This window comes from Pontibacter populi, from assembly GCF_040278685.1.
In the GTDB taxonomy this organism is placed as follows: Bacteria; Bacteroidota; Bacteroidia; order Cytophagales; family Hymenobacteraceae; genus Pontibacter; species Pontibacter populi.
The window spans coordinates 280,181-306,134 of record NZ_JBEOKT010000004.1 but is presented as its reverse complement, the minus strand read 5'-3'; the positions used below and the strand labels follow the sequence as shown (position 1 = coordinate 306,134).

27 protein-coding genes are annotated in these 25,954 nt (G+C 44.6%); 16 read left to right on the top strand and 11 right to left on the bottom strand.

What is annotated here, in order from left to right:
• Positions 1-126 precede the first annotated feature (126 nt).
• From ABS362_RS06390 to ABS362_RS06370, 5 genes are read right to left on the bottom strand one after another with little or no spacing between them, the layout of a single operon-like run.
• Entirely contained in the window at positions 127-1,350 is a 1,224-nt protein-coding gene (locus ABS362_RS06390; protein WP_350411552.1) for a SpoIIE family protein phosphatase, read from the bottom strand.
• Entirely contained in the window at positions 1,343-2,521 is a 1,179-nt protein-coding gene (locus tag ABS362_RS06385; protein WP_350411551.1) for an ABC transporter permease, read from the bottom strand. Before ABS362_RS06385 ends, ABS362_RS06390 begins: the two co-directional genes overlap by 8 nt.
• Positions 2,522-2,779, bottom strand: a complete 258-nt coding sequence (locus ABS362_RS06380) for a hypothetical protein (protein ID WP_350411550.1) — start codon at positions 2,777-2,779, stop codon at positions 2,522-2,524.
• The gene (locus ABS362_RS06375) at positions 2,776-3,921 is read right to left on the bottom strand and encodes a glycosyltransferase family 2 protein (RefSeq protein WP_350411549.1); all 1,146 of its coding nucleotides are present in this window, start codon (positions 3,919-3,921) and stop codon (positions 2,776-2,778) included. The genes ABS362_RS06380 and ABS362_RS06375 overlap by 4 nt, the downstream gene beginning before the upstream one ends.
• A complete protein-coding gene (locus ABS362_RS06370; RefSeq protein ID WP_350411548.1) occupies positions 3,918-4,907 on the bottom strand; it encodes a lysylphosphatidylglycerol synthase domain-containing protein in 990 nt (329 codons plus the stop codon). The genes ABS362_RS06375 and ABS362_RS06370 overlap by 4 nt, the downstream gene beginning before the upstream one ends.
• A 25-nt stretch (positions 4,908-4,932) precedes the next feature.
• Here ABS362_RS06370 and ruvC point away from each other — a divergent pair, with 25 nt between their 5' ends.
• From ruvC to ABS362_RS06350, 4 genes are all read left to right on the top strand, one after another.
• Positions 4,933-5,505: a crossover junction endodeoxyribonuclease RuvC gene (gene ruvC, locus ABS362_RS06365; RefSeq protein ID WP_350411547.1), complete on the top strand. Its 573-nt coding sequence runs from the start codon at positions 4,933-4,935 to the stop codon at positions 5,503-5,505.
• A 908-nt stretch (positions 5,506-6,413) separates the two neighbouring features.
• Positions 6,414-7,229, top strand: a complete 816-nt coding sequence (locus ABS362_RS06360) for an MlaE family ABC transporter permease (RefSeq protein WP_350411546.1) — start codon at positions 6,414-6,416, stop codon at positions 7,227-7,229.
• Between the two features lie 12 nt (positions 7,230-7,241).
• Positions 7,242-8,015, top strand: coding sequence for an ABC transporter ATP-binding protein (locus tag ABS362_RS06355; protein WP_350411545.1), 774 nt, complete (start codon positions 7,242-7,244; stop codon positions 8,013-8,015).
• Entirely contained in the window at positions 8,015-9,025 is a 1,011-nt protein-coding gene (locus tag ABS362_RS06350) for an MlaD family protein (protein WP_350411544.1), read from the top strand. The genes ABS362_RS06355 and ABS362_RS06350 overlap by 1 nt, the downstream gene beginning before the upstream one ends.
• Positions 9,026-10,014: 989 nt before the next feature.
• Here the strand turns inward: ABS362_RS06350 and ABS362_RS06345 are convergent.
• The 5 genes from ABS362_RS06345 to rsmA all read right to left on the bottom strand — a co-directional run bounded on the left by ABS362_RS06345 (position 10,015) and on the right by rsmA (position 14,400).
• Entirely contained in the window at positions 10,015-10,413 is a 399-nt protein-coding gene (locus tag ABS362_RS06345) for an HIT family protein (RefSeq protein WP_350411543.1), read from the bottom strand.
• A gap of 3 nt (positions 10,414-10,416) precedes the next feature.
• Positions 10,417-10,890 carry a transcription elongation factor GreA gene (greA, locus tag ABS362_RS06340; protein ID WP_350411542.1) on the bottom strand — a complete coding sequence of 158 codons (474 nt, stop codon included), beginning with the start codon at positions 10,888-10,890 and terminating at the stop codon, positions 10,417-10,419.
• A 296-nt stretch (positions 10,891-11,186) separates the two neighbouring features.
• Positions 11,187-12,134, bottom strand: a complete 948-nt coding sequence (locus tag ABS362_RS06335; protein WP_350411541.1) for an NAD(P)-dependent oxidoreductase — start codon at positions 12,132-12,134, stop codon at positions 11,187-11,189.
• 130 nt (positions 12,135-12,264) lie between these two features.
• Entirely contained in the window at positions 12,265-13,617 is a 1,353-nt protein-coding gene (mgtE, locus tag ABS362_RS06330) for a magnesium transporter (protein ID WP_350411539.1), read from the bottom strand.
• A 3-nt stretch (positions 13,618-13,620) separates the two neighbouring features.
• The gene (rsmA, locus tag ABS362_RS06325) at positions 13,621-14,400 is read right to left on the bottom strand and encodes a 16S rRNA (adenine(1518)-N(6)/adenine(1519)-N(6))-dimethyltransferase RsmA (protein WP_350411538.1); all 780 of its coding nucleotides are present in this window, start codon (positions 14,398-14,400) and stop codon (positions 13,621-13,623) included.
• Positions 14,401-14,549: 149 nt separating this feature from the next.
• On the opposite strand from rsmA, the gene ABS362_RS06320 reads away from it, so the two are divergent.
• The 7 genes from ABS362_RS06320 (at position 14,550) to ABS362_RS06290 (ending at position 21,223) form a co-directional block, all read left to right on the top strand.
• Entirely contained in the window at positions 14,550-15,983 is a 1,434-nt protein-coding gene (locus ABS362_RS06320) for a leucyl aminopeptidase family protein (RefSeq protein WP_350411537.1), read from the top strand.
• Positions 15,984-15,988: 5 nt separating this feature from the next.
• Positions 15,989-17,011, top strand: coding sequence for a 4-hydroxythreonine-4-phosphate dehydrogenase PdxA (pdxA, locus tag ABS362_RS06315; protein WP_350411536.1), 1,023 nt, complete (start codon positions 15,989-15,991; stop codon positions 17,009-17,011).
• Positions 17,012-17,074: 63 nt separating this feature from the next.
• Entirely contained in the window at positions 17,075-17,623 is a 549-nt protein-coding gene (locus ABS362_RS06310; RefSeq protein WP_350411535.1) for a YceD family protein, read from the top strand.
• A 51-nt stretch (positions 17,624-17,674) separates the two neighbouring features.
• Positions 17,675-17,872 carry a 50S ribosomal protein L32 gene (gene rpmF, locus ABS362_RS06305; protein WP_162426976.1) on the top strand — a complete coding sequence of 66 codons (198 nt, stop codon included), beginning with the start codon at positions 17,675-17,677 and terminating at the stop codon, positions 17,870-17,872.
• A 51-nt stretch (positions 17,873-17,923) separates the two neighbouring features.
• The gene (gene plsX, locus ABS362_RS06300; RefSeq protein WP_350411534.1) at positions 17,924-18,865 is read left to right on the top strand and encodes a phosphate acyltransferase PlsX; all 942 of its coding nucleotides are present in this window, start codon (positions 17,924-17,926) and stop codon (positions 18,863-18,865) included.
• A gap of 136 nt (positions 18,866-19,001) precedes the next feature.
• Entirely contained in the window at positions 19,002-20,000 is a 999-nt protein-coding gene (locus tag ABS362_RS06295) for a beta-ketoacyl-ACP synthase III (RefSeq protein WP_350411533.1), read from the top strand.
• Positions 20,001-20,101: 101 nt separating this feature from the next.
• Positions 20,102-21,223 (top strand): hypothetical protein, encoded by a 1,122-nt coding sequence (locus ABS362_RS06290; RefSeq protein WP_350411532.1) that lies wholly within the window; start codon positions 20,102-20,104, stop codon positions 21,221-21,223.
• A gap of 76 nt (positions 21,224-21,299) precedes the next feature.
• On the opposite strand, the gene ABS362_RS06285 is transcribed toward ABS362_RS06290, so the two are convergent.
• Positions 21,300-21,743, bottom strand: coding sequence for a tRNA (5-methylaminomethyl-2-thiouridylate)-methyltransferase (locus ABS362_RS06285; protein ID WP_350411531.1), 444 nt, complete (start codon positions 21,741-21,743; stop codon positions 21,300-21,302).
• 111 nt (positions 21,744-21,854) lie between these two features.
• Here ABS362_RS06285 and ABS362_RS06280 point away from each other — a divergent pair, with 111 nt between their 5' ends.
• The 5 genes from ABS362_RS06280 (at position 21,855) to ABS362_RS06260 (ending at position 25,911) form a co-directional block, all read left to right on the top strand.
• Positions 21,855-22,529: an RNA polymerase sigma factor gene (locus ABS362_RS06280; RefSeq protein ID WP_350411530.1), complete on the top strand. Its 675-nt coding sequence runs from the start codon at positions 21,855-21,857 to the stop codon at positions 22,527-22,529.
• 240 nt (positions 22,530-22,769) lie between these two features.
• Positions 22,770-23,333 (top strand): elongation factor P, encoded by a 564-nt coding sequence (gene efp, locus ABS362_RS06275; RefSeq protein WP_350411529.1) that lies wholly within the window; start codon positions 22,770-22,772, stop codon positions 23,331-23,333.
• Positions 23,334-23,336: 3 nt separating this feature from the next.
• Complete coding sequence (accB, locus tag ABS362_RS06270) at positions 23,337-23,825, top strand: acetyl-CoA carboxylase biotin carboxyl carrier protein (protein ID WP_350411528.1); 489 nt, start codon at positions 23,337-23,339, stop codon at positions 23,823-23,825.
• Between the two features lie 123 nt (positions 23,826-23,948).
• The gene (gene accC, locus ABS362_RS06265; protein WP_350411527.1) at positions 23,949-25,295 is read left to right on the top strand and encodes an acetyl-CoA carboxylase biotin carboxylase subunit; all 1,347 of its coding nucleotides are present in this window, start codon (positions 23,949-23,951) and stop codon (positions 25,293-25,295) included.
• A 178-nt stretch (positions 25,296-25,473) separates the two neighbouring features.
• Positions 25,474-25,911 carry a lipocalin-like domain-containing protein gene (locus tag ABS362_RS06260; protein WP_350411526.1) on the top strand — a complete coding sequence of 146 codons (438 nt, stop codon included), beginning with the start codon at positions 25,474-25,476 and terminating at the stop codon, positions 25,909-25,911.
• The last annotated feature ends 43 nt before the right edge of the window (positions 25,912-25,954 follow it).

Sequence of the window (25,954 nt, the reverse complement as noted above, 5' to 3'; positions counted from 1 at the left end):
TAAGGCGTTTTAAAAAGGCGGAGCAAAGCTTAATTGTTGGTTGTTAAATTGCTTAAATGTTGAATCTGCTAAAGTAGCTGTTAGCGGCCACAAAACAATTTAAACATGCAGCCATTAAACCATCAATTATTTAAACCGGCACGAAAGCAATGTGATGTCGTCGTTCAGGGTGGCGTCTTCGTTGTAAAGGTTTATTTCGCGGAGCAGTTGCAGGTGCAGCATTTTAGAGCTCAGGAAACGGTGTGTCTGCAGGAAATTTATAGTTCGCTCAATACCAAACTCCGAATCGTCTTCGTCAAAAACTTCTGTTAAGCCATCGGTATAGCACAGCAGCATTGAATTTTCAGGTATAGCAACCCGGGTCACGGACATAAACGGCAGCACATCGAAAGCACCCAACATGGTACAGCCCTCGTTTAAAAGTTGGTGGGTGTTGTTCTCGAACAGCAGTATTGGCGAGTTATGGCCGGCATTCACATAGCTCAGTTCGCGGGTTTTACGGTTGTAAAGACCCATAAATGAGGTGATGAACTTCTCTGCGATCGCGTTTCTATAGATCAGGTTATTCAGTTCGGCAACTACCGTGTTCAGGTCCTGTGTCTGCCGAAGTACAGTTCGTAAACCAGCCTGGAAATTAGACATCAGCAACGAAGCCGGAACTCCTTTACCGGATACATCGGCCACGCAAAACAGGAACTGGTCCTGGTCAATTTCTATGTAATCGTAATAATCGCCGCCTATAGATGAATGGGGAATATAACTGGCATGTATAACCACATCTTTATCGTTTGGCAACGCTTTCGGGAACAGCATGGCCTGTACTTCGCGGGCAATTTCGATCTCTCTTCTGATAGATTCCTGGGCAAGTCGCTGGCGGGCCATTTTGTGGTTCTCGATGGCAACCAGCATAATATTACTTACCGTCTGCACAAAGTTCAGGGCCTCTACGTTGGTATAAAAAGGCTGCATCTTCCCGATCATCACAAAGGCCAGCACTTTACCATTATGCAATACCGGAATCACGATCTCAAAAGCACGCCACTTCTTATCTATCTGTAACTTGGATGTATAGGTTATTTCTTTCAGTGATGTGATCGCTTCGGGGAGGTCATGTTTCTTAAAATCCTGCTGCGTTCCAAAATCGGCTTTGCATTCCCATTGTTCGTCGTGTACATACAACACCAGCCTGCTGATCTGTAACTGGGCAAGCAGGGTAAAACGGTAAATTTTGTATAAAGCAGCTTCGGGCAGGTTCTCGTTGATCGCCTGCGTGATCTCGAGAAGCGCCGAAAGCTCCAGTTTTTTCAGGTTTAGCTCCTGCAATATATTTGGGGTGCTACTTTCAGCCATTTGTCAAAGGAATTTTCGGATCGTATGCATCGCGCAGGCCATTTCCTAACAGGTTAAACGCCAACACCAGCACGCTAATGCATAAACTAGGTAATAGTACTAAGTATAAACCGGCCTTCGCGCCTATCAGCTGAAAACCTTCATTTACCATCATGCCCCAACTAGGAGCAGGTGGTTGCACACCAAGCCCCAGGAAGCTAAGGCCAGCCTCGATAAGTATAGCCGAAGCGAAGTTTGCTGTGGCAATAACGATTAAGGGCCCTATCATGTTTGGTAGCAGATGCTTTAAGATAATCATTCTTTCCGGAACTCCCAGTACCTGAGCAGCTTCTATGTAAGTCTTTTCTTTTAAACCAAGTATCTGTCCACGTACAACACGCGCTACTTCTACCCACATGGTTAAGCCAACAGCCACAAAAGCTACCCAAACACCTTTGCTATCCAGGGCCAGACTAATGGCAATAACCAGCATAATACTTGGCACCGACCACACTACGGTCATCAGGAAAGTCATGAGTTTATCTACCCAACCACCAAAATAACCACCTGCGGCCCCAACTGCAATACCTACTATCAACGATATCAGCACCGCTACAAACCCGATTCCCAGCGAAATGCGTGCACCGAGTATTAAACGGCTCATCACATCGCGCCCGGCCTTATCGGTACCCAGCCAAAAGGTATTCGTGCGGATATGTTCTTCCTTTATAGTTTGCTGCATTTCTGTACCGTAACTATAGTTTGCAGGGTTCGCTACAATCTCGTTCAGGCCAAAAGTGCGGGGCTGGTCGGCCATGGCATTGTTACTGCGCAGTGGCTGCACCTGCAAACTGTCACCTCTGAAACTATAGCTTTCGATCGGAATTTCGGAGTAGTCTTCGGGTGCCCCGGAAAGCATGAATGTAAGCGGGTTAACATCTGCTGCCGGATTTACTTTAGCAATGCGCAACACCTGAGTTGAGAAGCCGGGATTCTTTTTCTGGATCTGTACCAGGCCGTTGTTGGCATTTGGCGTGCTGTCGGGCATAATGGCGTAGCCCAGTATAGCTACAACTATAGCAAATACGATAATGCCCAGCCCAACCATAGCAGGTTTATTCTGTAACAGGCGCTGCTTTATGTAATAGGAAGGCGGCCTGTTAGCTGCTTTGTCTTTTTGTAGTACAGCCATTTAAATTGAGTTATGCACTACAAGCCCGGCTTTGGTAGCCAGGAAATAATACTCCTGGCAATGCTTGCCGAATGTGTTGGGGTCGTATGTATGCTCGGTGTCCTGGTCAGGGTACATAATGCGAATGTAGCCTTTCTCTAGCAGCGACTGTAATCCCTGGCAAAGCTCTTCGTCGATAAGCGAAAGCGTGCTGCGCAGGTCCGGGTAAGAGGTTACAAAGTATAGTTCGTCGAGTATATCGAATTCGTGTTCTGTCATTGGTTCTGTATCGTTCTTCCTTTCCAGCGGTAGCGCCCCGAAAGGCCTAATAGAGCTGTTACCAGTACATAAGGGATGTATACTAATTGCAGCGGCAGCATGTATAAAATGTACTTCTTCCGGCCTAAAAAGCGCAGTATACGAGATAAAAATAAGAAATCTACGGCGAACTTGACAACTATAGCTCCAATAAAAAGCCATATTGGCAAAACTCCGCCCATCATCATAAAGAATGCTACAAAAAGTAACAGATTAACTATAAAAACGATGAGCGCCAGCAACTTTACATGCACATCCTGATACGCCCGCCACTTGCTGGCCCACCTGATGCGCTGGCCCAGGAAACTGGAGATGGATTTGCACGCTTCAGTGTAAACTATGGCACCTTTATTCTTTAAGAAAAATACCTTTCCGGGGAATAGTTTATGGATTTTGTGCAGCAGGAATTCGTCGTCGCCACTGGCTATGGATTCGTTGCCATCAAAGCCACTAACCGCTTCAAAAACCTGTTTGGTGTAGGCCAGGTTAGCGCCGTTGCACATGTTCGGTTTCTTCATTCCTATCGAAGCACCGCCAATCCCGATCAGGCTTGCAAACTCCACCAGTTGCATCCGCTCCAGCAAAGTATAGGTATTTTGAAAACTTACAGGCCCGCTGATAAATAATGGTTGATGTGCCTGATAATTATAAGCATAAAGTTGAAGCCATTCCGGTTGCACGCGACAGTCGCCATCTGTAAATACAAGTAACTCTCCTTCTGCTAGCTCCACTCCTTTCTGCACAGCTGCCTTTTTACCTCTATAGTTAACATAAGTATTCAACTCAACAACTTCTATGGTTAAAGCTGACTTGCTGCTGAATTGCTGAACTATAGTTTTGGTTTCGTCTTCTGAATGATCATCTACAACTAAAATTTCAAAAAGCTCTTTCGGGTAAGTCTGATTCTCAAGATCCTGGAGTAAGGATAGAATATTGGCCGATTCGTTTCGAACAGGAATAATAACGGAGAGTTTTATAGTTGGCTGCCAACCTGCAGGTATAGTTGGCTCCGGAATTTTTGCCCAGGCTACCCACCTTCGGACTATTACCCAACTATAGCTTGCCAATGAAACTATAAGCAGCAAAATAATGATCCCGGTCATACCGCCGCTCCCTTCCTGAAAAAGCGCAGCCGAAGTACAAAGTATAAACCCACTACACTAGGCACCGCAATATTTAATAGCCACAGGCTAAGGCTAGCGCTTAACACCTGTAGCCGATCCTGGTCAAGTAGTCCAAACAGGTACATTGCAGAAAGCTCCCTTGCCCCCAGATCAGAAAGCAAACTCACCGACGGAACTATAGATTTGATAAAAAACGTACCAGCCACGCCACATACATATTGCAACGCACTTAGCTTCACTTCAAAAAGTATCAGTAGCAAAATAAACTGCAGCAGGAACACAGCATAACGGCAAAGCGAAAGGATTAACAGCTTTGAGATCTCCGCAAAACTATAGCGCCCCATGACAGACACGTAGTTAACAAATTTACGTAACGGCTTAATGGCCGAAATAACCGCCACCATGGCCTGTGCATTATACAAAAGCAACAATGTGGTAGCCGTAATGGCCATCAGCAAAAAGATCAGACTTAAGGAAACACCAGGATAATCGGCCCAGAAGAAGGTAACTATAAAATATAGCAGCCCAACCGAGCCAACTATAACCGTAGCCACCAACTGGCAAAACCGCCCGATAAATATGGCTCCGATGGCTTCCAGGCGTTGCTTGCTTTTAAGTTCGAGTACACGGCCTGCGTAATCTCCCAGTCGGTTTGGGGTGATAAAGCCTAAGGTTAAACCAACCATTACGGCCCGGTAAGCCCGCAGAAAAGAGATAGGTTCCAGTTTCTGACCGAGTAATTTCCACTTTTTTGCTTCGAAGCCCCAGTTAAAAGGGATAAGCAACGCAGTTACTATAAAAAGCCAGCTATGTTGACTTGATATAGCATTCCGAACTATAGTTTGCCAGCTAAGAAAGGTATCGGGTGCGGTAAAGATGGTGCTGTAAAGCAGATAGAGCGTAACGATGACCACCAGCAGTTTAGCGGCAAGTAAAAGGAACCTTCTGTTTGAGGCAATGTTCAAGATATTGTCTTATTTTTGCAGACTTATGGTTTACTCTTCTGCGCTTCCGCCTAACAAACTTATTCTCGGCATCGACCCCGGCACCCAAGTTATGGGCTACGGCCTTATTGAAGTTACAGGTTCTAAGGTAAAGGTAGTGCAGTATGGCGTTATTCACCTCAAAAGTTACAGCAACCACGCCATCAAGTTAAAGAAAATTTTTGACCGCATGATACAGCTCATCGACGAATACCTTCCCGACGAGCTGGCCATCGAGTCTCCTTTTTTTGGGGTTAACGTGCAAAGTATGCTAAAACTGGGTCGTGCCCAGGGAGTTGCCATTGCCGCCGCCCTCTCCCGCGACATCCCGTATGTAGAGTACGCCCCTAAGAAAGTAAAGCAGTCGGTTACCGGTAATGGTAATGCCTCCAAAGAGCAGGTTGCCAGTATGCTTGTGCAGATCCTAAAAATTCAGCCAGATCCGAAAATGTTTGATGCCACCGACGCCTTGTCGGTTGCGCTATGCCATCATTACCAGAAAGGCAATAACGCTAAATCAGGTGCTAAGTCCTGGAAAGGTTTTTTAACGGATAATCCGGATAGGGTTTCATCGAAGTAGAGTACTTGTTGTTATTTCGAGCATTCTCGAGACGAGAGTCGAAGAGAGCCAGCGTAGCTGTGAGGAATCTTATATGTCCTTCAAGTTCTCTTTTGTTATTTCGACGCAGTGAGAAATATGAATTCTATAGTTGAAGCTCCTCTCAACCTGAATCAAGCCATAGTTTCAAACTACCTCCAATCCTGGGAGCTTTACATACCTATCGTTTCAATTCAGCTTTGGTGCCCTCACGGCCGGGAGGCCCCGTCTTCGGGCATCGCGCTGTGCGAATCTCTTTTGCTTGTTCCTCGCAATGCCTGCGGCACCAGATATTCACAAGGCGCTCAACCCAAAGACTGTGATATTTCTCATAGCAACTGCTAACTATAGTTTGAACCGATAAGCTCCGAGATTTATCGTGGCTATAGTTCCGTAGGGACAGGTCGCGACCTGTCCGTGTTATATCGTCAACTATAGAACTATAAAGCCAACTATAGCCAAAGCAGAAATTCCCCTCTTGGGAGGGGCAGGGGTGGTTGGACCTCGGCAACTATAAAACTATAGCCAGAGCTATTACTAATTCCTGTCCCTGCCTGGCCAGTTGAGTCAGGAGACTCAACATTATCAAAAGTCACGAGTCTGAAGACTCGAGCCAGCGTTACGAACTATAAACTAAAACCCTGCTCAACATCTAATTCTGCAAAACAAACGTTATACAAATCCTGTTGTACCCCATCAACTATAAACTTTACTTTATCCGGAATATACTATATAAACTGCCTTACGTTAGGCATAGAAAAGCATTTGAATTACATTTGCGTTTTAAAACCCTGAAGGTTGGGCTGCTTGCAAGTTGAATTACTCGCTTACAGCCCCGAATTCGCATTTTTTAGTAAACTTGAGCAAAAATCGGCACCAGAAAACAGCCAATGGATTATAGTAACCGAGATAAAAATAAAACACGCCGCCGCAAATACTTTATTACCAAAAGGTTGGATCGCCTGTTTCTGGAACTATACCAGATCTATGCTTTCGTTTCACGATTTTTCCGCGAAGTTTTTTTCCCGCCTTACGAAGGCAGAGAGATCATAAAACAGTGTTATGAGGTTGGAGTTAAGTCACTTCCGCTCATTACCATCACAGCTTTTATTATAGGCATCGTTTTCACCAATCAATCGCGCCCTTCACTTGCCGAGTTTGGGGCTACCTCGTGGTTGCCAGCCCTAATTTCGGTAGCTATAGTGCGTGCCATGGGGCCGTTGGTAACAGCAATTATTGCCTCTGGTAAAGTAGGCTCCAGTATTGGTGCCGAGCTGGGCTCTATGCGTGTAACGGAGCAGATAGATGCCATGGAAGTATCGGCCACCAACCCTTATAAGTTCCTGGTAGTGAGCAGGGTACTGGCCACTACACTGATGATCCCGGCTCTTACCATGTACACAACACTGGTTGCGTTACTGGGTGGCTATGTAAATGTGCATCAGAACGAACTTACTACGCTTACTACCTTCTTTACCCAGGTTTTCGACGCGATTACCTTTCTGGATATTATTGCTGCGTCGGTTAAGTCTGTCTTATTCGGTTTTACAATTGGTATGGTAGGTTGCTACAAGGGGTATTATTCGTCCAAAGGTACGGAGGGTGTTGGTAAAGCGGCCAATTCATCGGTGGTAACGGCTATGTTCCTTATTTTTATCGAGGAGTTGCTTACCATGCAAGTCATCAATGCTATTCGTGTTATGTAACCGTTTGTACCGATGAAGAAACCTAACTCTAAAATAGACCTAACCCAGAAAGTGATCACCATTAAAGGCCTCACCAAAGCCTTTGATGACTTTGAAGTACTGAAAGGTGTTGATCTTGACCTGTATAAAGGTGAGAATCTGGTAGTGCTTGGGCGTTCCGGTACCGGTAAGTCTGTTTTGATCAAGATCATTTCTGGATTATTACGCCCTGATAAAGGGTATGTGAACGTACTGGGCCAGGAAGTAGATAAGCTCACGCCAAAACAACTGGATGCTCTGCGCCTGAAGATTGGATTTTCGTTCCAGAACAGTGCGCTTTATGATAGCATGACGGTAAAGGAAAACCTGGAATTTCCGTTGATCCGCCACTCAAAAGAGATGTCGGCACGCGACCGGACCCGTATTATTGATATAGTGCTGGATGCGGTGGGTTTGGGTCAAACAATAAACCAGATGCCTTCCGAGTTATCAGGCGGACAGCGTAAACGTATAGGTATTGCCCGGACACTGATATTGAAACCGGAAATAATGCTTTACGATGAGCCAACTGCCGGTCTGGACCCTATTACAAGTCAGGACATAAATAATTTAATTAACGAAGTACAACGACGCTTTAATACGTCATCCATTATCATCACCCACGACCTTACCTGTGCAAAAGCTACTGGCGACCGCATCGTAATGCTGCTCGATGGCCAGTTTCAGCGCCAGGGTAGCTTCGAGGAAGTGTTTGATACAGACGATGAACGCGTAAAAGCTTTTTATAACTACAACTTTACTGAATAATGAATACGGCAGAAAATAAACGCGCTATTATAGTTGGCATTTTTGTGCTCTTAGCCCTGCTAATATTGGTAGTGGGCATTTTTACGCTTGGCGGCCAACAGAAACGCTTTATTGATACTATAACTGTAAAAGCTGTTTTTGATGACGTAGCCGGCCTGAAACAAGGTAACAACGTGTGGTTCTCGGGTGTGAAGATCGGCACCATTAAATCCATTAAACTGTATGGAGACTCGCAGGTGGAGGTGATCATGAACATCGAGGAAAGCACCCAGCAGTTTATTCGAAAGGACGCCGTTGCCCGCATCAGTTCCGAAAGTTTTATCGGTAACAAAAACATCATCATCGAGAGCGGAAGTCCGCAATCGCCGCCTGTAGAGGACGGCGACAGACTTGCAGCTGTAAACCCACTTAACACCGACGACCTGATGGAAACACTGCAGCAAAACAACAAGAACCTGGTAGCAATTACCGGCGACTTCAAGCAGCTTTCGTCTAAATTAGTGAACGGCGAGGGTACTGTTGGTGCGATACTGACTGATACAGCTATGGCGGATAACTTCAGGGCGATGGTAGCAAACTTGCAGCGTGTATCTCAGAACACTATGCGTGCCTCTAACGATCTTAACCGGTTTACATCGCAGCTAAACACACCGGGTAGCCTTGCAAGCGAATTACTAACAGATACTACTGTATTCAACCAGCTTCAGGCTTCCATGGCTCAATTAAAACAGGCTTCATCGTCGGCAGCAGCGCTTACTCAAAACCTGCAGCAGGCAAGCACCAACCTGAACGACAAAAACAATGCGATGGGCGTGTTACTGACAGATAAGGAGTTTGCCCGCAACCTGCAAAACACCATGCAAAACCTGGAAACCAGCACTCAAAAATTCGATCAGAACATGGAAGCACTTCAAAGCAATTTCCTGTTACGCGGTTTCTTTAAAAAGCAGGCCAAGGAAGAAGAAAAGCTAAAACAACAGCCAGTTCAGCCAGATACTACTAAGATATAGTTATTGTAAACTATAACCCTAAAAGCGGAGTTGGTGTTGTATCAACTCCGCTTTTTTATTGTGCATCGTTTTCTTTTTTGTCATCCTGAGCATTCTTGAGGCGCGAGCCGAAGAGAACCAGCGTATCTGTGAAGGATCTTATTTTTCCTTCAAGTTCTCTTTTGTCATTTCGACGCAGTGAGAAATATGAATTCTATAGTTGAAGCTCCTTTCAACCTGAATCAAGCCACCCTTTCAAACCAACTCCAATCCTGGGAGCTTTACTCACCTATCGTTTCAATTCGGCTTTGGCTCCCTCACGGCCGGGAGGCCCCGTCTTTGGGCATCGCGCGGCTGATTTGAAGCTACCCTCGTTACCTCAGGTTGCCTAAAGGCACCGCAACAAATCAAAGGCGCTCAACCCAAAGACTGATACATTTCTCATAGCAACCACCTATCTATAGTTTTAACTGACAGGCTTCGATATTTATCGTGGTTATAGTTCCGTAGGGATAGGTCGCGACCTGTCCGCTCCATATCGTTAACTATAGAACTATAAATCCAACTATAGCAAAGGCAGAAAGTCCCCCTTTGAAGGGGGTAGGGGGATGACAAACCATACCAGATCTCTCACGCTGTTCGAGATGACAAAGTAAAAAAGCAGAAAAGCTCCCCTCCTTAGACTACCGAGAAGTGAGTTCGAAGGTAGCGAGCTAAGCTCTGAGGGGTTAGGGGTGGTTGGATAATGCAAACTACAGAACTAGAGTTACAGCCTTAGCCATATATGTCCCTATCGGGCCAGTTGAGTCAGGAGACCCAACATTTCAAAGTAAGTCACGAGTCCGGAGACTCGCGCCAGCAAAATACGTTACTATTAATCTATAGCTTGATTCTGACAATCCTCTAACCCTGAAAACCTGGTTCAGACAGAATGCCTGAAGGACTAAAACAAAATCGCCGGAACAAAGCGTAAACTCCATCCCGGCGATCATTAAATCTATAGTTACTTTTTACCCCTGATAAGCGGCTTTAATATTTTCAAGCGTTTCCTCAAACTCCTGCTGGCTGAACTGCTTTTTGTTGGCGAAATTCATATCCTGCATGCTGTTCAGTGGTATAAGGTGCACATGGGCATGTGGTACCTCCAGGCCTACTACAGCTATACCTATTCGTTTGCAAGGCACAGCTTTCTCGATGGCAACAGCTACTTTTTTAGCGAAAGCCATCAGGCCCAGGTAAAGCTCATCATCCAGGTCAAAAATATAATCTGTTTGCTGCTTCGGTATAACCAGGGTGTGGCCTTTTGCAGTCGGAAATACATCCAGGAAAGCAAGGTAGCGGTCGTCTTCTGCTATTTTATAGGCAGGTATGTCACCATTCACAATCTTAGTAAATATCGAAGCTTCCATAGTTTATCGGCTTATTTCCAGAATTTCAAACTGTAGCTTTCCGGCTGGCACTGTTATTTCGGCTACGTCACCTACCGATAAACCTAACAGGCCTTTACCGATCGGTGATTTCACAGATATTTTACCTGAAGCCAGATCTGCCTCTTCCTCAGCTACTAAAGTATAGTCTACTACCATATTGTTCTTCAGGTTTTTGATCTTTACTTTAGAAAGGATCAGGGCCTTGCTCGCATCCAAACCAGACTCATCTATCAGGCGGGCGTTGCCTACTACTTCTTCCAGTTTCGATATCTTCAGTTCCAGGTGACCCTGCGCATCTTTTGCAGCATCATACTCGGCATTCTCGCTCAAGTCGCCTTTGTCGCGGGCTTCTGCAAGCTGGCGCGCTACTTCAGAACGGCCTTTTGTTTTAAGCTCCTGTAACTCTTCTTTAAGTTTCTGTAAACCCTCTGCAGTGTAATAAGATAATTTGCTCATACGCTATACGTCTTGTTTTAAACACAAAAACAAAGAGAACGGTTATGGCATGCATAACCGTTCTCTTTGCAAACTATGTAAATTATATTAGTTCTCTATATCCGTGCAACACCACCTGTAGCGGCGTTACTTACTTTATACCATACGCTGGTACTTAGTTATTTGGTTAACTCCGGCAGCTTTAATTCCGGAATGCTGTTAAGGCAAATATAATAAATTTTTAATTACAAGTAACTTTCGCTCTCATTTAAAAATTTTCTCTGAATTATACCTGTAGTGCGCCCAGGCCGGCTTTTCTATAGTAGTAGTACAGCTTTTATTTTGGCTGTAAGCACCTCATTTATTTTAATATAAGACTCGTGGGTCCATCCGCCGATGTGTGGGGTAAGCACAACGTTTGGGGCCTGTACAAGGTAGTTATAGTTGGCCAGTTGCTTTTCGGTAAGCGAATGTAGTTTCTCGTTTTCCAGCACATCCAGGGCAGCGCCTTTTATAGTTCCTTTTTTCAGATGTGCAACCAGCGCATCCTCGTTTGCTACTTCGCCGCGCGAGGTGTTCAGGAACCAGACCGGCTTTTTAAATCCACTAAAGAAGGCGTCATCGGCAAAGTTATAGTTCTCCGGTATATAGGGAATATGGAAACTCACCACATCAGCTTCTGCCTGTATCACTTCCATAGGCACCTGCTCTGCCGGCACCGATACTTTTTCAGGGGCAAACTTATCATAGGCTAATATCCTGCAGTCAAAGCTCTGCAACACGCGCGCAAAACTCTGCCCCATATGTCCATAGCCAAAAATACCGATAGTCTTACCGCTGATCTCTTCGCCACGGTTCTCTTCGCGAAGCCATACCTTATTACGCACTTCACGGTCGCCGCGAACGATATTTCGTGTTAATGACAGCAGTAAACCAAGTGTAAACTCCCCTACTGCCTGCCGGTTTCCTTCGTTAGCTGATAGTAAAGCAATACCGCGTTTTTCCAGCGTATCCGCATCAATGTTATCTACTCCGGCCCCTGCTCGGGCTACAAACTTCAGTTTATCGGCATTTTTTATAGTTTCAGCGGTAATGCGCATTTTGCTGCGAACGATAAGCCCGTCAAAACCATTCAGTGCTTCGCAAACATCTATTGGTTTTATAGTTGGCCTGTAATCTGCCTCCACTCCTATCGCTTCCAGCATCGGAAAAATACTCGGGTGCATTTCATCGATAATAAGTAACCGTGTTGTAGAGGAGGGCATAATTGATCTTGAACTGTTCTAATGGTGACTAACTTTAACAGAATACGTGAGACTTCTGACTTAAAGTTAACATTGTGTGTAAACTATAGTTTTCATGATCATCAGATTAATCACAAAATTATAGCTCAGACTATAAACTATAAAGTAAATGCGCTATACCAAAATAGATCGCCAGCCCTAAAAGGTCGTTAGCTGTAGTAATGAAAGGACCGGCAGCAACGGCTGGGTTAATGCCAAATTTATCTAATACCATCGGCGTTATAGTTCCCATTAACGAGGCCAGCATTACTACCGAGAACAACGCCACCGAAACAACTATAGCCAGCGTGAAATCGCTACGGAACAGGTATGTAAAGGAGAACACTAATACAGAAATGATCAGGGCATTAAGCAGCGCAACCAGTATCAGTTTCATCAAACGTTGAGCGAAGTTTTCGAACATTACCGCGTTAGAGGATAGCGTTTGGATGATAATGGAAGATGACTGAATGCCGACGTTACCACCTGTAGCAGTAATCAGTGGCACAAAAAGAGCCAGCGCCGGCAATATGGCAATATCCTTTTCGAACAGGCCCATAAACTGTGCAGCCAGCAAGCCACCCACCATGCCAATGATCAGCCATGGGATGCGCGAGCGCGAGATACGGAACACGCTGTCATCTTCTTCCACGTTTTCGGTAATACCTGTCATGAGCTGACGGCTGAGTTCGGCCTGCTCCTGCATAACGTCTACTACGTCATCAATCGTAATACGTCCGAGCAAACGGCCTTGTATGTTCACGACAGGTATCGCTTCCAGGTCGTATTTCTGCATCACGCTTACTACCTCATTCTCATCCCTGAACGACTCTATCGAGATCACATCCTCACTATAGATATCCTTTACCAGCTTATCATCTTTAGAGAGCAGCAGCGCTTTCACACTCACACGGCCTACCAGCACATCCTTATTATCAACAACATACACCGTATAGATGCGTTCTACATCTTCGGCCTGCCTTCTTATCTCTTCAATACACTGCCGTACGCGCCAGTTCAGATTAACTTTAATAAGTTCCTTCGCCATAAGACCACCGGCACAATCTTCTTCGTAGTGCAGCAGGTCAAGAATGTCTTTGGCTTTTTCTTCGTTCTCGATTAAGGCTATTACCTCCTCACGCGTCTGCACCGATTGCTCGTTGAGTATATCCACGGCATCATCGGAGTGCATCAGGTTTATGTAGCGGGCAATCTCGGCTGATGTAAAATACTGCAGAAAATCGGTACGGATGTCGTAATCCAGGTCGCTCAGAATCTCAGAACCCACTTCCGGCGGAAGCAGGTCCATCACGTATTTGGATTCGTTGGCGTCCAGTTCGTAGAGCACCGTGGTAATATCGGCCGGGTACATGTCGGCCATCGTACTCAGTATAAATTCTGAGTCCTTGCGTTCAATGGCTTCCTCTACCTGGTCAATATACTCTCTTGTGATCTCTACCTGCATACGCTATTTGTTCTGCTCTACCAGCTGGGTTAATGCTATAAAATCCTGCACCGAAAGTTGCTCGGCACGCTTATCGAAAACGGGCTGCGCCTGTATTTCAGGCGGCAAGTTATAACTTTTGAGACAGTTACGCAGTGTTTTGCGACGTGTTCCGAAACTCTGCTTCACCACTTCAAAGAATAGCTTCTCGTTACAAGGCAATTCCTTCACTTCATTCCGGATTAAACTGATGACCCCGGACTTTACTTTTGGCGGCGGATGGAACACATGCTCGTGCACCGTAAAGTTGTACTCTATCTTATAAAATGCCTGCAGCAATACACTTAGGATGCCATAGGTTTTAGAGCCCGGAGGTGCTGCAATACGCTCAGCCACTTCTTTTTGTATCATACACACCACTTCCGGAATCACATCGCGGTGCTTTAACACGGCAAAGAAAATCTGGCTCGAAATGTTGTAAGGAAAGTTACCAATAATCGCAAACTTTCCTGGAAACAGTTTGCTCAGATCCGTCTTCAGAAAGTCGGCAGAAATGATCCGGTCTTCGAGTTGCGGAAAATGTTCTTTTAAATAAGCGATGGATTCGCGGTCTATATCAATAACTGTAGTTCTGTACTCTTTATGCTGCAACAGGTATTGTGTGAGCACGCCCATACCCGGGCCAATTTCCAAAACATCCTGCACGCCTTCCGGCATGGTCAGTTGCTCCACTATCTTCTGGGCAATATTCTGGTCGACCAGGAAATGCTGGCCTAAATGTTTTTTCGGACTTACTTTGCTCACGGTGTATACTTTATAGTTTGCGGCGCAGCATTATACTTTTTGCCGGAAACCCGTTATAACTCTATTGTGCGATAAACGGCTACGGCTGCTTGTCTTCGCATTACGTTTTATAGTTACTATATTGCAGCCTTCAAAGATACGAACGACAAATGCCAACACAACTTAAATACGACACAAGCTTAGCTAAAAATACCGATCTGGCACTTATTATAGCTGCCGACAAGGGAACTGAGTTGCAGGAACTGCAGCCGGAAGAGCAAAACTATGTGCAACAGCAGTTACAGCAGGAAGCCAAGTTCATTTACCTGAACCGCTATTCGCACCGCGTGTATATAGTTGTTACGCCCGATAGCAAATCCGAAGACCTGAAAAACGAGGCGCTTCGCCAGGCCGGCCATAGTTTGCTAAAGCAGCTTAAAACTGATAAATCAGAAAGCTTAACTATAGTTGATAAAACTAACAGCAATGCCAGCCTATACTTAGCCGAAGGCTTATACCTGAGCAACTACCAGTACTTTAAGCATAAAACCAAAGACACTAAAGAGACTACGCTTAAAACCATAACTATAGCCGATGAAACTATAGACGGACAAAAAGTGCAGGAACTGGCTAACGTGCTGGAGGCGGTCTACAAAACACGAAGTTTAATTAACGAGCCACACAGCCACCAGTCGGCGTCGCAGTTTAGCGAGCAACTGATAGAACTGGCCAACGAAGCTGGTTTCAGCATTGATGTGCTGGACGAGATAAAGATACAAAGCCTGAAGATGGGTGGCTTGCTGGCCGTGAACCAGGGAAGCGAAGAGCCTGCTACCTTTAATATATTAGAATGGAAGCCAGAGAACGCTAAAAATAGCAAGCCTTATGTATTGGTTGGAAAAGGTGTAGTGTACGATACCGGTGGGTTAAGTATAAAGCCAACACCCATGTCGATGGACTATATGAAATCGGATATGGCGGGCGCTGCTGCGGTTACAGGCGTATTGTATGCTGCAGCTAAAAACAACCTGCCACTTCATATTATCGGTCTGATACCGGCTACAGATAACCGCCCGGGCGGACAAGCTGTGGCACCTGGCGATGTGATCACCATGCACAGCGGCTTAACGGTAGAAGTGCTGAACACCGACGCCGAAGGCAGATTGATACTTGCCGATGCCCTGAGTTTTGCTAAAAAGTATAACCCGGAGTTAGTGATCGACCTGGCTACATTAACAGGCTCTGCAATGCGTGCGCTGGGTAAAGAAGCCCTGGCTGCCATGGGTACTGCCGGCGACGAGGTAATGGCTGACCTGAAAAAAGTGGGTAATAAAGTACACGAGCGCGTAGTGGATTTCCCGCTATATGACGAGTATAAAAAGCAACTGGAGTCTGATATTGCCGACCTAAAAAACATTGGTGGTGCAGATGCAGGCCATATTACAGCAGGTAAGTTTCTTGAGGCATTCACCGATTACCCTTGGGTGCACTTTGACATTGCCGGAACTGCTTACTTACATGCCGAAGACTCTTATCGCGGAAAACTGGCTACCGGCACAGGCGTGCGTTTAGTGTATACTTACCTTAGCGAGCAGGCTAAATAAACAACATGGACAATAGATTTAAAGCCAGACTGGGCTTAACTATAGGCGACACCAACGGCATTGGCCCCGAGGTGATCATCAAAACATTATCAGACCAGCGTATACTTAACTTTTGTACGCCAGTTATTTATGCATCAGCAAACGTACTTAATAAAGTACGCAAAGCATTGAGCGCCGAGCATTTCCATTACCAGCAGGTAGCATCTGTTCAGGCTATAATTCCTAAAAAGGTAAACCTGATCAGTTGTTTGGACGAAGCGTTGGAAATGAACCTGGGCAACCCAACACCGGAATCCGGCAAAGCATCACTGGACTCACTGATGGCTGCCTGCAAAGACCTGAAATCCGGACTGCTGGATGGCATCGTTACAGCGCCAATTGATAAAGAGAATATCCAGACCGATGATTTCCGTTTTGCGGGCCACACCGAGTTCCTGACATCATATTTTGATGCACCGGAAAGCCTGATGCTGCTTGTAAGCGGTGACCTGCGCGTAGCAACTATAACCGGGCACCTGCCGGTTAAAGATGTATCTGATAAGATCACCTTCGACCTGATCATCCGGAAAGTAACTATATTGCTGGAATCGTTGAAAAAGGATTTCGGCATTCTGAAGCCACGCATTGCTATACTTGGCCTTAACCCGCATGCAGGCGAAAACGGGCTATTAGGTACGGAAGAACTGGAGATCATCAGGCCGGCAGTAATGCATTTAAAAGAGAAAGGCCACCTGGTATTTGGTCCCTACCCTGCCGATGGTTTCTTCGGGATGCAGCAGTACAAACAAGTTGACGCAGTTGTATCGATGTACCACGATCAGGGACTGATACCTTTTAAAACATTGGCTTTTGAGAGTGGTGTTAACTTTACAGCTGGCCTGCCCGTTGTGCGCACCTCCCCCGACCATGGTACAGCTTACGATATTGCCGGAAGACATACAGCCAGTGAAACCTCTTTCAGAGAGGCGTTGTTTCTGGCCTGCGATGTAATAAAAAAGAGAACTGCAGAACAAATGCCTGTTGTTTAACGCGCAGGTATTTTATTTGTCAGAATAATGTTCTAATTTTGCAACTTGCAATAAAAAAAGGTAGTGAAGAAGCTAAAAGAATACGACATCAACATTGCCAAACTCAGCAATAAAACGCACCAGTTCGAGTTTGATATGGATGATTCTTTCTTTGACCTTTTCAGCGGAGAGATCATGCATGGCGGCAAACTGCACGCCGATGTAGAACTGGAAAAGACGGAAACGTTGCTGACCCTGCACTTTGACATTAAAGGAACCGTACGCTTAACCTGCGACAGAAGCCTGGAGGAGTTTGATCAGCCGGTGGATGTACAGGAGACGTTTCGCATGAAGTTTGGTCCGGAAGATACAGAACTGGACGAAGACCTCTGGCAGATAGCAAGCGATACGCAGCAGATTAACGTGGCGCAGCACCTGTACGATTACATAGGGTTGTCTCTGCCAATGAAAAAGCTGCACCCGCGGTTCCTGGAAGAAGAGGACGAAGACAGTGATGACGATATCCTGATCTATTCTTCGAAACATGCCGGCGACTCAGACAGCGACAGCGATGAAGGAGATGATGACGATGACATCGATCCGCGCTGGGACGCACTGAAGAACCTGAATTAGTAGTAGCTTAACGAATTATAAACAACAGTAAATAAATTATTTAACTAGAAAATGGCACATCCTAAACGTAAGATTTCGAAGACCAGAAGAGATAAGAGAAGAACTCATTATAAACTTTCTGAGAAAGCCATTGCGATCTGCCCAACTACGGATACTCCGCACCTTTTCCACCACGCATATGTAGTAGAAGGTGACCTGTTCCATAAAGGCAAGCTTGCAATCAAAAATTATACAACTAACGCTCAGTAAGCTTTAGCTGCTATTAGTTTTAGTTCTGTATAGTTTAACATCAACCACTACATGAGGATCGCCTTAGACGCAATGGGTGGCGATTATGCACCGGAGGCAATAGTTAAAGGTGCCATACTTGCCGAAAAGCAGCTTCCTGATCAATACGAAATTTTGCTTATAGGCAAAGAGGCTATTGTACAGCAGTTGTTAGAAGAATACGGGTATACTGGTAAAAGCATTAAAGTGGTTAATGCTACCCAGGTAATTGAAATGGGTGAACACCCGACCAAAGCCCTTACCCAAAAACCTGACTCCAGCATAGCTGTTGGCTACGGATTACTGAAAGCCGGGAAAGCAGATGCTTTTTGCAGCGCAGGAAATACCGGAGCCATGCTTGTAGGGGCTATGTTCAGCGTTAAAGCTATAGAAGGTATTTTAAGGCCATCTATAGCCGGGCTTGTTCCGAAACTGCATGGTGGTTATGGCATTATGCTGGATGTTGGCGCAAACGCAGACTGTAAGCCGGAAGTACTGGAGCAGTTTGCAGAACTTGGTTCTATTTATGCCAAGTATGTGCTCAATATCCAGAATCCTAAAGTTGGGTTGATGAACCTGGGCGAAGAGGAAGGCAAAGGCACTGTAAATACACAGGCCGCCCACCAGCGTTTAAAGGTAAATCAAACTATAAACTTTATCGGCAACATAGAAGGCCGCGACGTTTTCAACGATAAGGCAGACGTTATCGTTTGCGACGGTTATACCGGTAACATTATCCTGAAAATGGCAGAGTCTATCTATGACATATTAAACGAGAAGAAGATGCATGATCCATTCTTCGACAAGTTTAACTATGAAGCCGAAGGTGGCAGTCCTATTCTGGGTATAAACGGCAATGCAGTGATCGGTCACGGGGTTTCTACTCCTACTGCTATCTGCAATATGGTGTTGCAGGCCCAGAAAATGGTAGCTTCAAACTTATCAGAGCGATTCAGAAAGAACTATAGCGAATAATATCAGTGGCTCTTATTGCCACCATTTGAACTTGGCATAAACTTTATCAGTTATCTTTTTAAGGTACTGGGAGTTTGTGCCAAGTTTTTTTTTGTAACTTGCCCGCCTTAATCTAACAACCTAATACCTTTTAAAGATGAGTAAAATTACTGCCGCGATTACAGGTGTAGCAGGCTACGTACCAGACTACGTGCTTACCAACAAGGAGCTCGAAACAATGGTGGAAACCAACGACGAATGGATAACCTCGCGTACCGGCATTAAGGAAAGGCGTATTTTAAAAGGCGAAGATAAAGGCACATCTCATATCGCAGTACCGGCAGTGCTGGATCTGCTTAAAAAAACGAATACTAAACCTGAAGAAGTTGACCTGCTTATTTGTGCAACCACTACCCCGGATATGGTTTTCCCGGCAACGGCTAACCTGATTACGGCGGAAGTAGGTGCCGTAAACGCATTTGGGTATGACCTACAGGCAGCCTGCTCAGGTTTCCTTTACGCGCTGGCTACAGCGTCTAAATTTGTAGAGTCTGGTCAGTATAAAAAAGTAATTGTAGTAGGTGCTGATAAAATGTCTTCTATTATAGACTATACCGACAGAGCTACCTGCATTATTTTTGGTGATGGCGGCGGCGCTGTTATGCTGGAACCAAACACCGAAGGATATGGAATCATTGATTCAGTTCTTAAATCAGACGGAACTGGTGCACAGTACCTGCACATGAAAGCAGGTGGCAGCCGCAGACCGGCAACTATAGAAACCGTACAGGCCCGTGAGCATTATGCTTTCCAGGAAGGCCAGCAGGTGTTTAAGTTTGCTGTTAAAGGCATGGCTGATGTATCTGCAGAGGTAATGGAACGCAACAACCTGACCAGCGACGATGTGGCCTGGCTTGTACCGCATCAGGCTAACAAACGAATTATTGAGGCTACCGCTAACCGTATGGGCCTTAGCAACGAGAAGGTGATGCTGAACATCCATAAATATGGTAACACCACAAGCGGCACTATTCCGCTTTGCCTGTGGGAGTATGAAAGCCAGCTAAAGAAAGGTGATAATATAGTATTAGCAGCTTTTGGTGGTGGTTTTACCTGGGGTGCTATCTATCTGAAGTGGGCTTATGATCCGAAATAATAATTTATCATATTATATATTTACTATATATTTAAAAGGTGATCGAAAGGTCACCTTTTTTATTGACCGGATTTAACAGCAACACTATAAACACCACTTATATGAGCAAACTTTTTACGCTGCTTTTCATCTTCTTTTCAGTTAGCTTCTTCCATGTCAGTGCCCAGGTTAACCTTTTCGAGAAAGGATATATAGTTCAGAACGGCGATACAGTTTCGGGATACTTAAAAAATGCCCCTGACCTGGAGTTAACCCAATCTATTGAGTTTAAAGACAACCCGGCTGCCACAAGCACTACTACTTATACGCCCCAGCAGATCACATCTTTTACTTTTGAAGGCACAGGTATAGTACATCATGTAGTAACTGCAGATATCATTAAAGGTAATACTACTCACCAGGTCGAGCGATTTGCGAAACTTTTGCTGAGTGGCTATACCACTCTTTACAAATTAGAATTACCAGCTGATGAGCTATCTATAGAACTACAAAAGCAGAACACGTTTGTGTATGTGTTGAAAAAAGATGCTGCATACCATACGCTGGGTGTATATGAGACCTACAATAATTTAACATTAAGAACCAATAACAGGTACAGGGTTATATTGCGCGCCCTCTTTACAGACTGCGAAACTTACGATGATAATTTAGACAGGCTATCCTTTAATGACAAGAGTATTATACAGGAAGTCAGGAAATATAATACATGCAAATCCCCTGCCTCTGTAACTAAAGTGCATATTATTAAACCAGAGCCACTCATTAAACATGGATTTGAGGGTTCTTATGCCAAAGGGTCTATCTCTGATGAGAAAAACTATACAGGAGAAGGATATGCTTTTGGGTACTTCTGGGACATTATGCACACAGATAAGTCCAGGCATCTATCCGGAAAACTAGGGATAGGCATTATGCTCTATGATTACAAAGACATAAGTTCCAGGGATGAGCCGATCACTGAATCGGAAATTTATCTCCGGTTCCCGGTGGCTCTACAGTATAACATCATACAAGATCTTAAATCTGACTTTGTTCCGTTCATAAATTTTGGAGCTACTGCACTGCTAACCGATGAGCTGCAAATGATGCAAAGCGTTAGTATTGGGATGTATTACGATCGGTTAAGGATTTCAGCAGGAATTGAAAATACCAGGTTCACGAAAGGGTTGACATTGCTTAATCTGGGAGTAGGTATACGGCTGGATAATGCACTGGCAAAGTAAAGTTTATCAAAAAGAAAAGCGGCTTTAAGTGCCGCTTTTTCTGTATTTATCCGAAACTTAAACTATAAACTATAGTTTACCCGATCATCTGTCCCCTGCCATAGTCAGCCCGTTCAGCTATACCACCTTCTGGTCTATCAGTTTCAGATAGTTTAGAAAGGCCAAACGCACCAATGGCCATAACAAGGTCGCGCACGGCAACATCAAAATACTCACCGGTAGTGACCAGGTTTATAGCAATACCTACCAGCCAGGCCGCAACTATATAGCCCCCAATGCGTGGGCGCAGCAAAACCAAGATACCGGCAATAATCTCGATTACGCCGACTATAAGCATAAATGTATGCGGGCTAAAAGGAATGATGTCGGCAACTATAGGGCTCAGGTATTTGTCCCAGTCGGTAAGCAGGTGTGTAAACTTATCGATACCAGCCACAATGGGTACAATGGCATAGGTATACTTTAATGTTGCCCAAACAGTGTGCAGGCGATCGGTTGAGATACTTGATGCTGTGTTCATGATGTTAATCCTCCTTTTAAATTATAGTTCTAGTAGTTAGATATCTTCTGCCAGAAACCGTTACAAAAATGTAACCCCTCTTATAGTTGACACATCCAATCATAAAAAACGATGCAGGCAACAAACTATAATTTGAAAGAGACTGGCACGACTTCCGATGCGGAAATTGTGAACCGTGTGTTGGCGGGTGAGAAAGAAATGTACGAGCTACTGATGCGCCGCCACAACCAGAAACTATACCGTGTTATCAGGAGTTATCTGAAAGTTGAAAACGAAGTAGAGGATGCCATGCAGGACACGTATCTGAAAGCCTACGAAAAACTTTTCCAGTTCCGGCACGATGCACAGTTCTCAACATGGCTCATTCGGATTGGTATTAATGTAGCCCTGGCCAGATGGAGAAAGGATAAAAAATTAGCCGAAGCCCCCTCCGACCTGATCGACTATGATGCATTGCCGCCTTCTCAGATAATGCCTATGGACCCGGAAAAAATAATCATCAGAAACGAAGCAAAGCTTTTACTGGAGAGAGCCATTGATGCCATACCTGAAAAGTATAAAATAGTTTATACATTGCGCGAGCTGGAAGAAATGAGTGTGCAGGAAGTGATGGAGTGCCTGGAACTAACAGAAAGCAACGTAAAAATAAGGTTATACCGCGCCAAAGCACTTTTAAAGGATAACCTGTACAAACTTACGAATGACAGCAAGTTGTTTGAGTTCGGGAATACACGCTGCGACAAAATAGTCTTTACTGTAATGAGCCGTTTAACAGAACCCCTATAGTTCGCATTAACAGCATTAAAACCCTCCAGCTACTGTATAAAAGCTAATAACTAGCATTGATATACGCTTTTAAAAATATGTTGCGCATGCATAACATATTAATTAAATGGATAGATAACAAGTTAAAATCATACCTTTTTTCGGGACAAATCACACAGATTGACTAACTTTGTTTGCTAAACATAGTTTTGCGCTATACTTTTATCGTTTCATTTAAGTACAACACGATTCAGAATACTTATGGCAACCACAGCTGATATTAAAAATGGCGTTGTTATCGAATACAACAACGACCTTTACCAGGTAATAGATTTCCAGCACGTAAAGCCAGGCAAAGGCCCTGCCTTTGTAAGAACCAAACTAAGAAATATCAGAAGTGGTAAAGTATTAGATAACACGTTTTCTGCAGGTCATAAAATCACGACGGCACGTGTAGAGCAGCGTCCGCACCAGTTCATTTACAAAGATGATATGGGTTATAATTTTATGGACATGAGCACTTTTGAGCAGGTAACCCTGCAAGAGGCCATGGTACCGTTTGCTGACCTGATGAAAGAAGGACAGGAAGTAACCATCCTTTTCCATGCTGAAACAGAAAGCCCGCTTACCTGTGAGATCCCTCCTTTTGTAGAGTTAACTATAACGTACACGGAGCCGGGCCTTAAAGGCGATACCGCAACAAACGCATCAAAACCAGCTATTGTAGAGACAGGCGCAACCATTCAGGTGCCACTTTTCATTGGCCAGGATGAAAAAATAAAAGTAGACACTCGTACTTATTCTTACGCAGAAAGAGTAAAATAACACATGAAAGCTAAAGAAATCCAGGACCTTATCGACTTCATCGCCAAATCCGGCCTGAACAAAGTCAACATCGAAACTGAAGAGTTTAAAATTTCGGTACAGCGCGAGCCAAACCAGAAAGTAAAGTATATTAGCGAGCCAGCTCACCATGCTGCTCCAGCCGCCGCACCTGCTCCGGCTGCTCCTCAGGCTGCTTCGGCTCCTGCAGCACCAGCGGCTCCGGCTGCCGCACCAGCTTCTGACGATAGCAAGTATGTGGCTATCAAAGCGCCAATGATCGGTACGTTCTACCGCGCTGCCAGCCCGGAATCTCCAATTTTTGTTAACGTTGGCGACGAAGTGAAAAAAGGCCAGGTAATCTGTATCATCGAAGCTATGAAGTTGTTCAACGAGATCGAATCTGAAGTATCAGGTAAGATTGTGAAGGTGTTGGTAGACAACGCTACGCCAGTTGAATACGATCAGCCATTGTTCCTGGTAGATCCTAGCTAATATTTAAATTTGAAAATTTGGAAATGAGAAAATTTGGAAATGGAGATGGTGTGAAAAACGTCTCCATTTTCATTGTTCATAATTTTCAAATCTACAAATCTTCAAATCTTCTAATCTGACATCATGTTTAAGAAAATATTAATTGCCAACAGGGGCGAGATTGCACTACGCATTATCCGTACGTGCAAAGAGATGGGCATTAAAACGGTAGCTGTTTACTCTACTGCCGATAAGGAAAGCTTACACGTGCGTTTTGCTGACGAAGCAGTTTGTATCGGACCAGCTCCAAGCTCACAGTCTTACCTGAACATCCCGCATATTATTGCAGCTGCCGAAATTACCAACGCAGACGCTATTCACCCGGGTTACGGTTTTCTTTCTGAGAATGCTGAGTTCTCGCGCATTTGCGCTGAAAACAACATCAAGTTTATAGGTGCTTCGCCGGAAATGATCAACCAGATGGGTGACAAGTCTTCGGCAAAGGCAACCATGCAGAAAGCTGGTGTACCATGTATACCAGGCTCACCAGGTTTATTAAAATCTTTTGAAGAAGGCATTAAGCTTGCTGCCAAGATCAAATATCCGGTAATCATTAAGGCAACTGCTGGTGGTGGTGGTCGTGGCATGCGTATCATTAAAGACGAGTCTGAGTTCGAGAAAATGTGGAACGATGCCCGTACAGAAGCTGCTGCAGCATTTGGTAACGATGGTATTTACTTGGAGAAGTTTATTGAAGAGCCGCGCCACATCGAAATTCAGTTGATCGGTGACCAGCACGGTAACGTAGCCCACCTTTCTGAGCGTGACTGCTCAATCCAGCGTCGTCATCAGAAACTGGTGGAAGAAACGCCTTCTCCGTTCATTACCGATGATCTTCGTGAGCGCATGGGCCAGGCGGCTATTGCCGGTGCTAAAGCCATTAACTACGAAGGTGTTGGAACTATAGAATTCCTGGTTGACAAGAACCGCGACTTCTATTTTATGGAGATGAACACGCGTATCCAGGTAGAACACCCGATTACGGAAGAAGTTATTGATTACGATCTGATTAAAGAGCAGATTAAGGTAGCAGCCGGTGAGCGCATTTCTGGCAAGAACTACTACCCTAAAATGCACGCCATTGAGTGCCGTATCAACGCGGAAGATCCGAAGAACAACTTCCGTCCTTGCCCAGGCAAGATCACAAACCTGCACGTACCAGGCGGCCACGGCGTTCGCGTGGACTCTCACGTGTACTCTGGTTACACGATCCCGTCTAACTACGACTCTATGATCGCGAAACTGATCGTAAGCGCACAGACCCGTGAAGAAGCCTTAGTTAAAATGAAACGTGCCCTAAGCGAGTTCGTTATTGAAGGTATCAAAACAACTGTACCTTTCCACCTGAAGCTTATGGATGACCCTGGCTTTAAAGAAGGCAACTTCACAACTGCTTATCTGGAGAACTTTGATTTCAAAGCGCTGGATTAAGTAGCCTGAACTATAAATAGAAAAGCCGGTGCAATTGTACCGGCTTTTTTGTTTGTTTTTATCTATTTAACATATAATAGCAACTATTGACTATAGCTGTAATCTATTTTTGAGTATATCTTAATTTTCTATATTTAAACTATATTTGATATCTCAATTTAACTATAAAACAAACTTCATGAAAAACAATTTACTCCGCCTGTTCGCTTTACTTTTTATAGTTTCAGCCACAGTAGCCTGCACTAAGGATGATCCCGAGCCAGACTATATGAAACTACTTACGGCCCATACATGGGTTATGAGCAATGCCAAAGCCGAAACAGATGATCCTGAATTACTTGAGAGAATGGAAGGCATTTACTTGGTACTTTCTTATACACAGATAACTTTTAACGAAAATGGGACTTACTCAGGTACAGATGGGAATGGAACCTGGGAGTTTTCCTCAGACAATAAGAAGATTATTTTTGACCAGAACACCTATAATAAAACAGAGTGGCCTATACGGGAATTAAATGCAGGTTCTCTTAAAGTTAGCTGCGTAGCTGTAATGGTTGACACTGAGAATAATGTAGATAAGGTAAAGATTAACCTGGACCTTGTACCTAAGAAATAACCTTTAACAAAAAGAGGAGCAATTATAAATTGCTCCTCTTTTT

Coding starts and splice junctions, on each gene's coding strand:
- ABS362_RS06390 (WP_350411552.1), bottom strand. CDS start 1,350: ATGGCTGAAAGTAGCACCCCAAATATATTGCAGGAGCTAAACCTGAAA.
- ABS362_RS06385 (WP_350411551.1), bottom strand. CDS start 2,521: ATGGCTGTACTACAAAAAGACAAAGCAGCTAACAGGCCGCCTTCCTAT.
- ABS362_RS06380 (WP_350411550.1), bottom strand. CDS start 2,779: ATGACAGAACACGAATTCGATATACTCGACGAACTATACTTTGTAACC.
- ABS362_RS06375 (WP_350411549.1), bottom strand. CDS start 3,921: ATGACCGGGATCATTATTTTGCTGCTTATAGTTTCATTGGCAAGCTAT.
- ruvC (WP_350411547.1), top strand. CDS start 4,933: ATGGTTTACTCTTCTGCGCTTCCGCCTAACAAACTTATTCTCGGCATC.
- ABS362_RS06360 (WP_350411546.1), top strand. CDS start 6,414: ATGGATTATAGTAACCGAGATAAAAATAAAACACGCCGCCGCAAATAC.
- ABS362_RS06355 (WP_350411545.1), top strand. CDS start 7,242: ATGAAGAAACCTAACTCTAAAATAGACCTAACCCAGAAAGTGATCACC.
- ABS362_RS06350 (WP_350411544.1), top strand. CDS start 8,015: ATGAATACGGCAGAAAATAAACGCGCTATTATAGTTGGCATTTTTGTG.
- ABS362_RS06345 (WP_350411543.1), bottom strand. CDS start 10,413: ATGGAAGCTTCGATATTTACTAAGATTGTGAATGGTGACATACCTGCC.
- greA (WP_350411542.1), bottom strand. CDS start 10,890: ATGAGCAAATTATCTTATTACACTGCAGAGGGTTTACAGAAACTTAAA.
- ABS362_RS06335 (WP_350411541.1), bottom strand. CDS start 12,134: ATGCCCTCCTCTACAACACGGTTACTTATTATCGATGAAATGCACCCG.
- mgtE (WP_350411539.1), bottom strand. CDS start 13,617: ATGCAGGTAGAGATCACAAGAGAGTATATTGACCAGGTAGAGGAAGCC.
- ABS362_RS06320 (WP_350411537.1), top strand. CDS start 14,550: ATGCCAACACAACTTAAATACGACACAAGCTTAGCTAAAAATACCGAT.
- pdxA (WP_350411536.1), top strand. CDS start 15,989: ATGGACAATAGATTTAAAGCCAGACTGGGCTTAACTATAGGCGACACC.
- rpmF (WP_162426976.1), top strand. CDS start 17,675: ATGGCACATCCTAAACGTAAGATTTCGAAGACCAGAAGAGATAAGAGA.
- plsX (WP_350411534.1), top strand. CDS start 17,924: ATGAGGATCGCCTTAGACGCAATGGGTGGCGATTATGCACCGGAGGCA.
- ABS362_RS06295 (WP_350411533.1), top strand. CDS start 19,002: ATGAGTAAAATTACTGCCGCGATTACAGGTGTAGCAGGCTACGTACCA.
- ABS362_RS06290 (WP_350411532.1), top strand. CDS start 20,102: ATGAGCAAACTTTTTACGCTGCTTTTCATCTTCTTTTCAGTTAGCTTC.
- ABS362_RS06285 (WP_350411531.1), bottom strand. CDS start 21,743: ATGAACACAGCATCAAGTATCTCAACCGATCGCCTGCACACTGTTTGG.
- ABS362_RS06280 (WP_350411530.1), top strand. CDS start 21,855: ATGCAGGCAACAAACTATAATTTGAAAGAGACTGGCACGACTTCCGAT.
- efp (WP_350411529.1), top strand. CDS start 22,770: ATGGCAACCACAGCTGATATTAAAAATGGCGTTGTTATCGAATACAAC.
- accB (WP_350411528.1), top strand. CDS start 23,337: ATGAAAGCTAAAGAAATCCAGGACCTTATCGACTTCATCGCCAAATCC.
- accC (WP_350411527.1), top strand. CDS start 23,949: ATGTTTAAGAAAATATTAATTGCCAACAGGGGCGAGATTGCACTACGC.
- ABS362_RS06260 (WP_350411526.1), top strand. CDS start 25,474: ATGAAAAACAATTTACTCCGCCTGTTCGCTTTACTTTTTATAGTTTCA.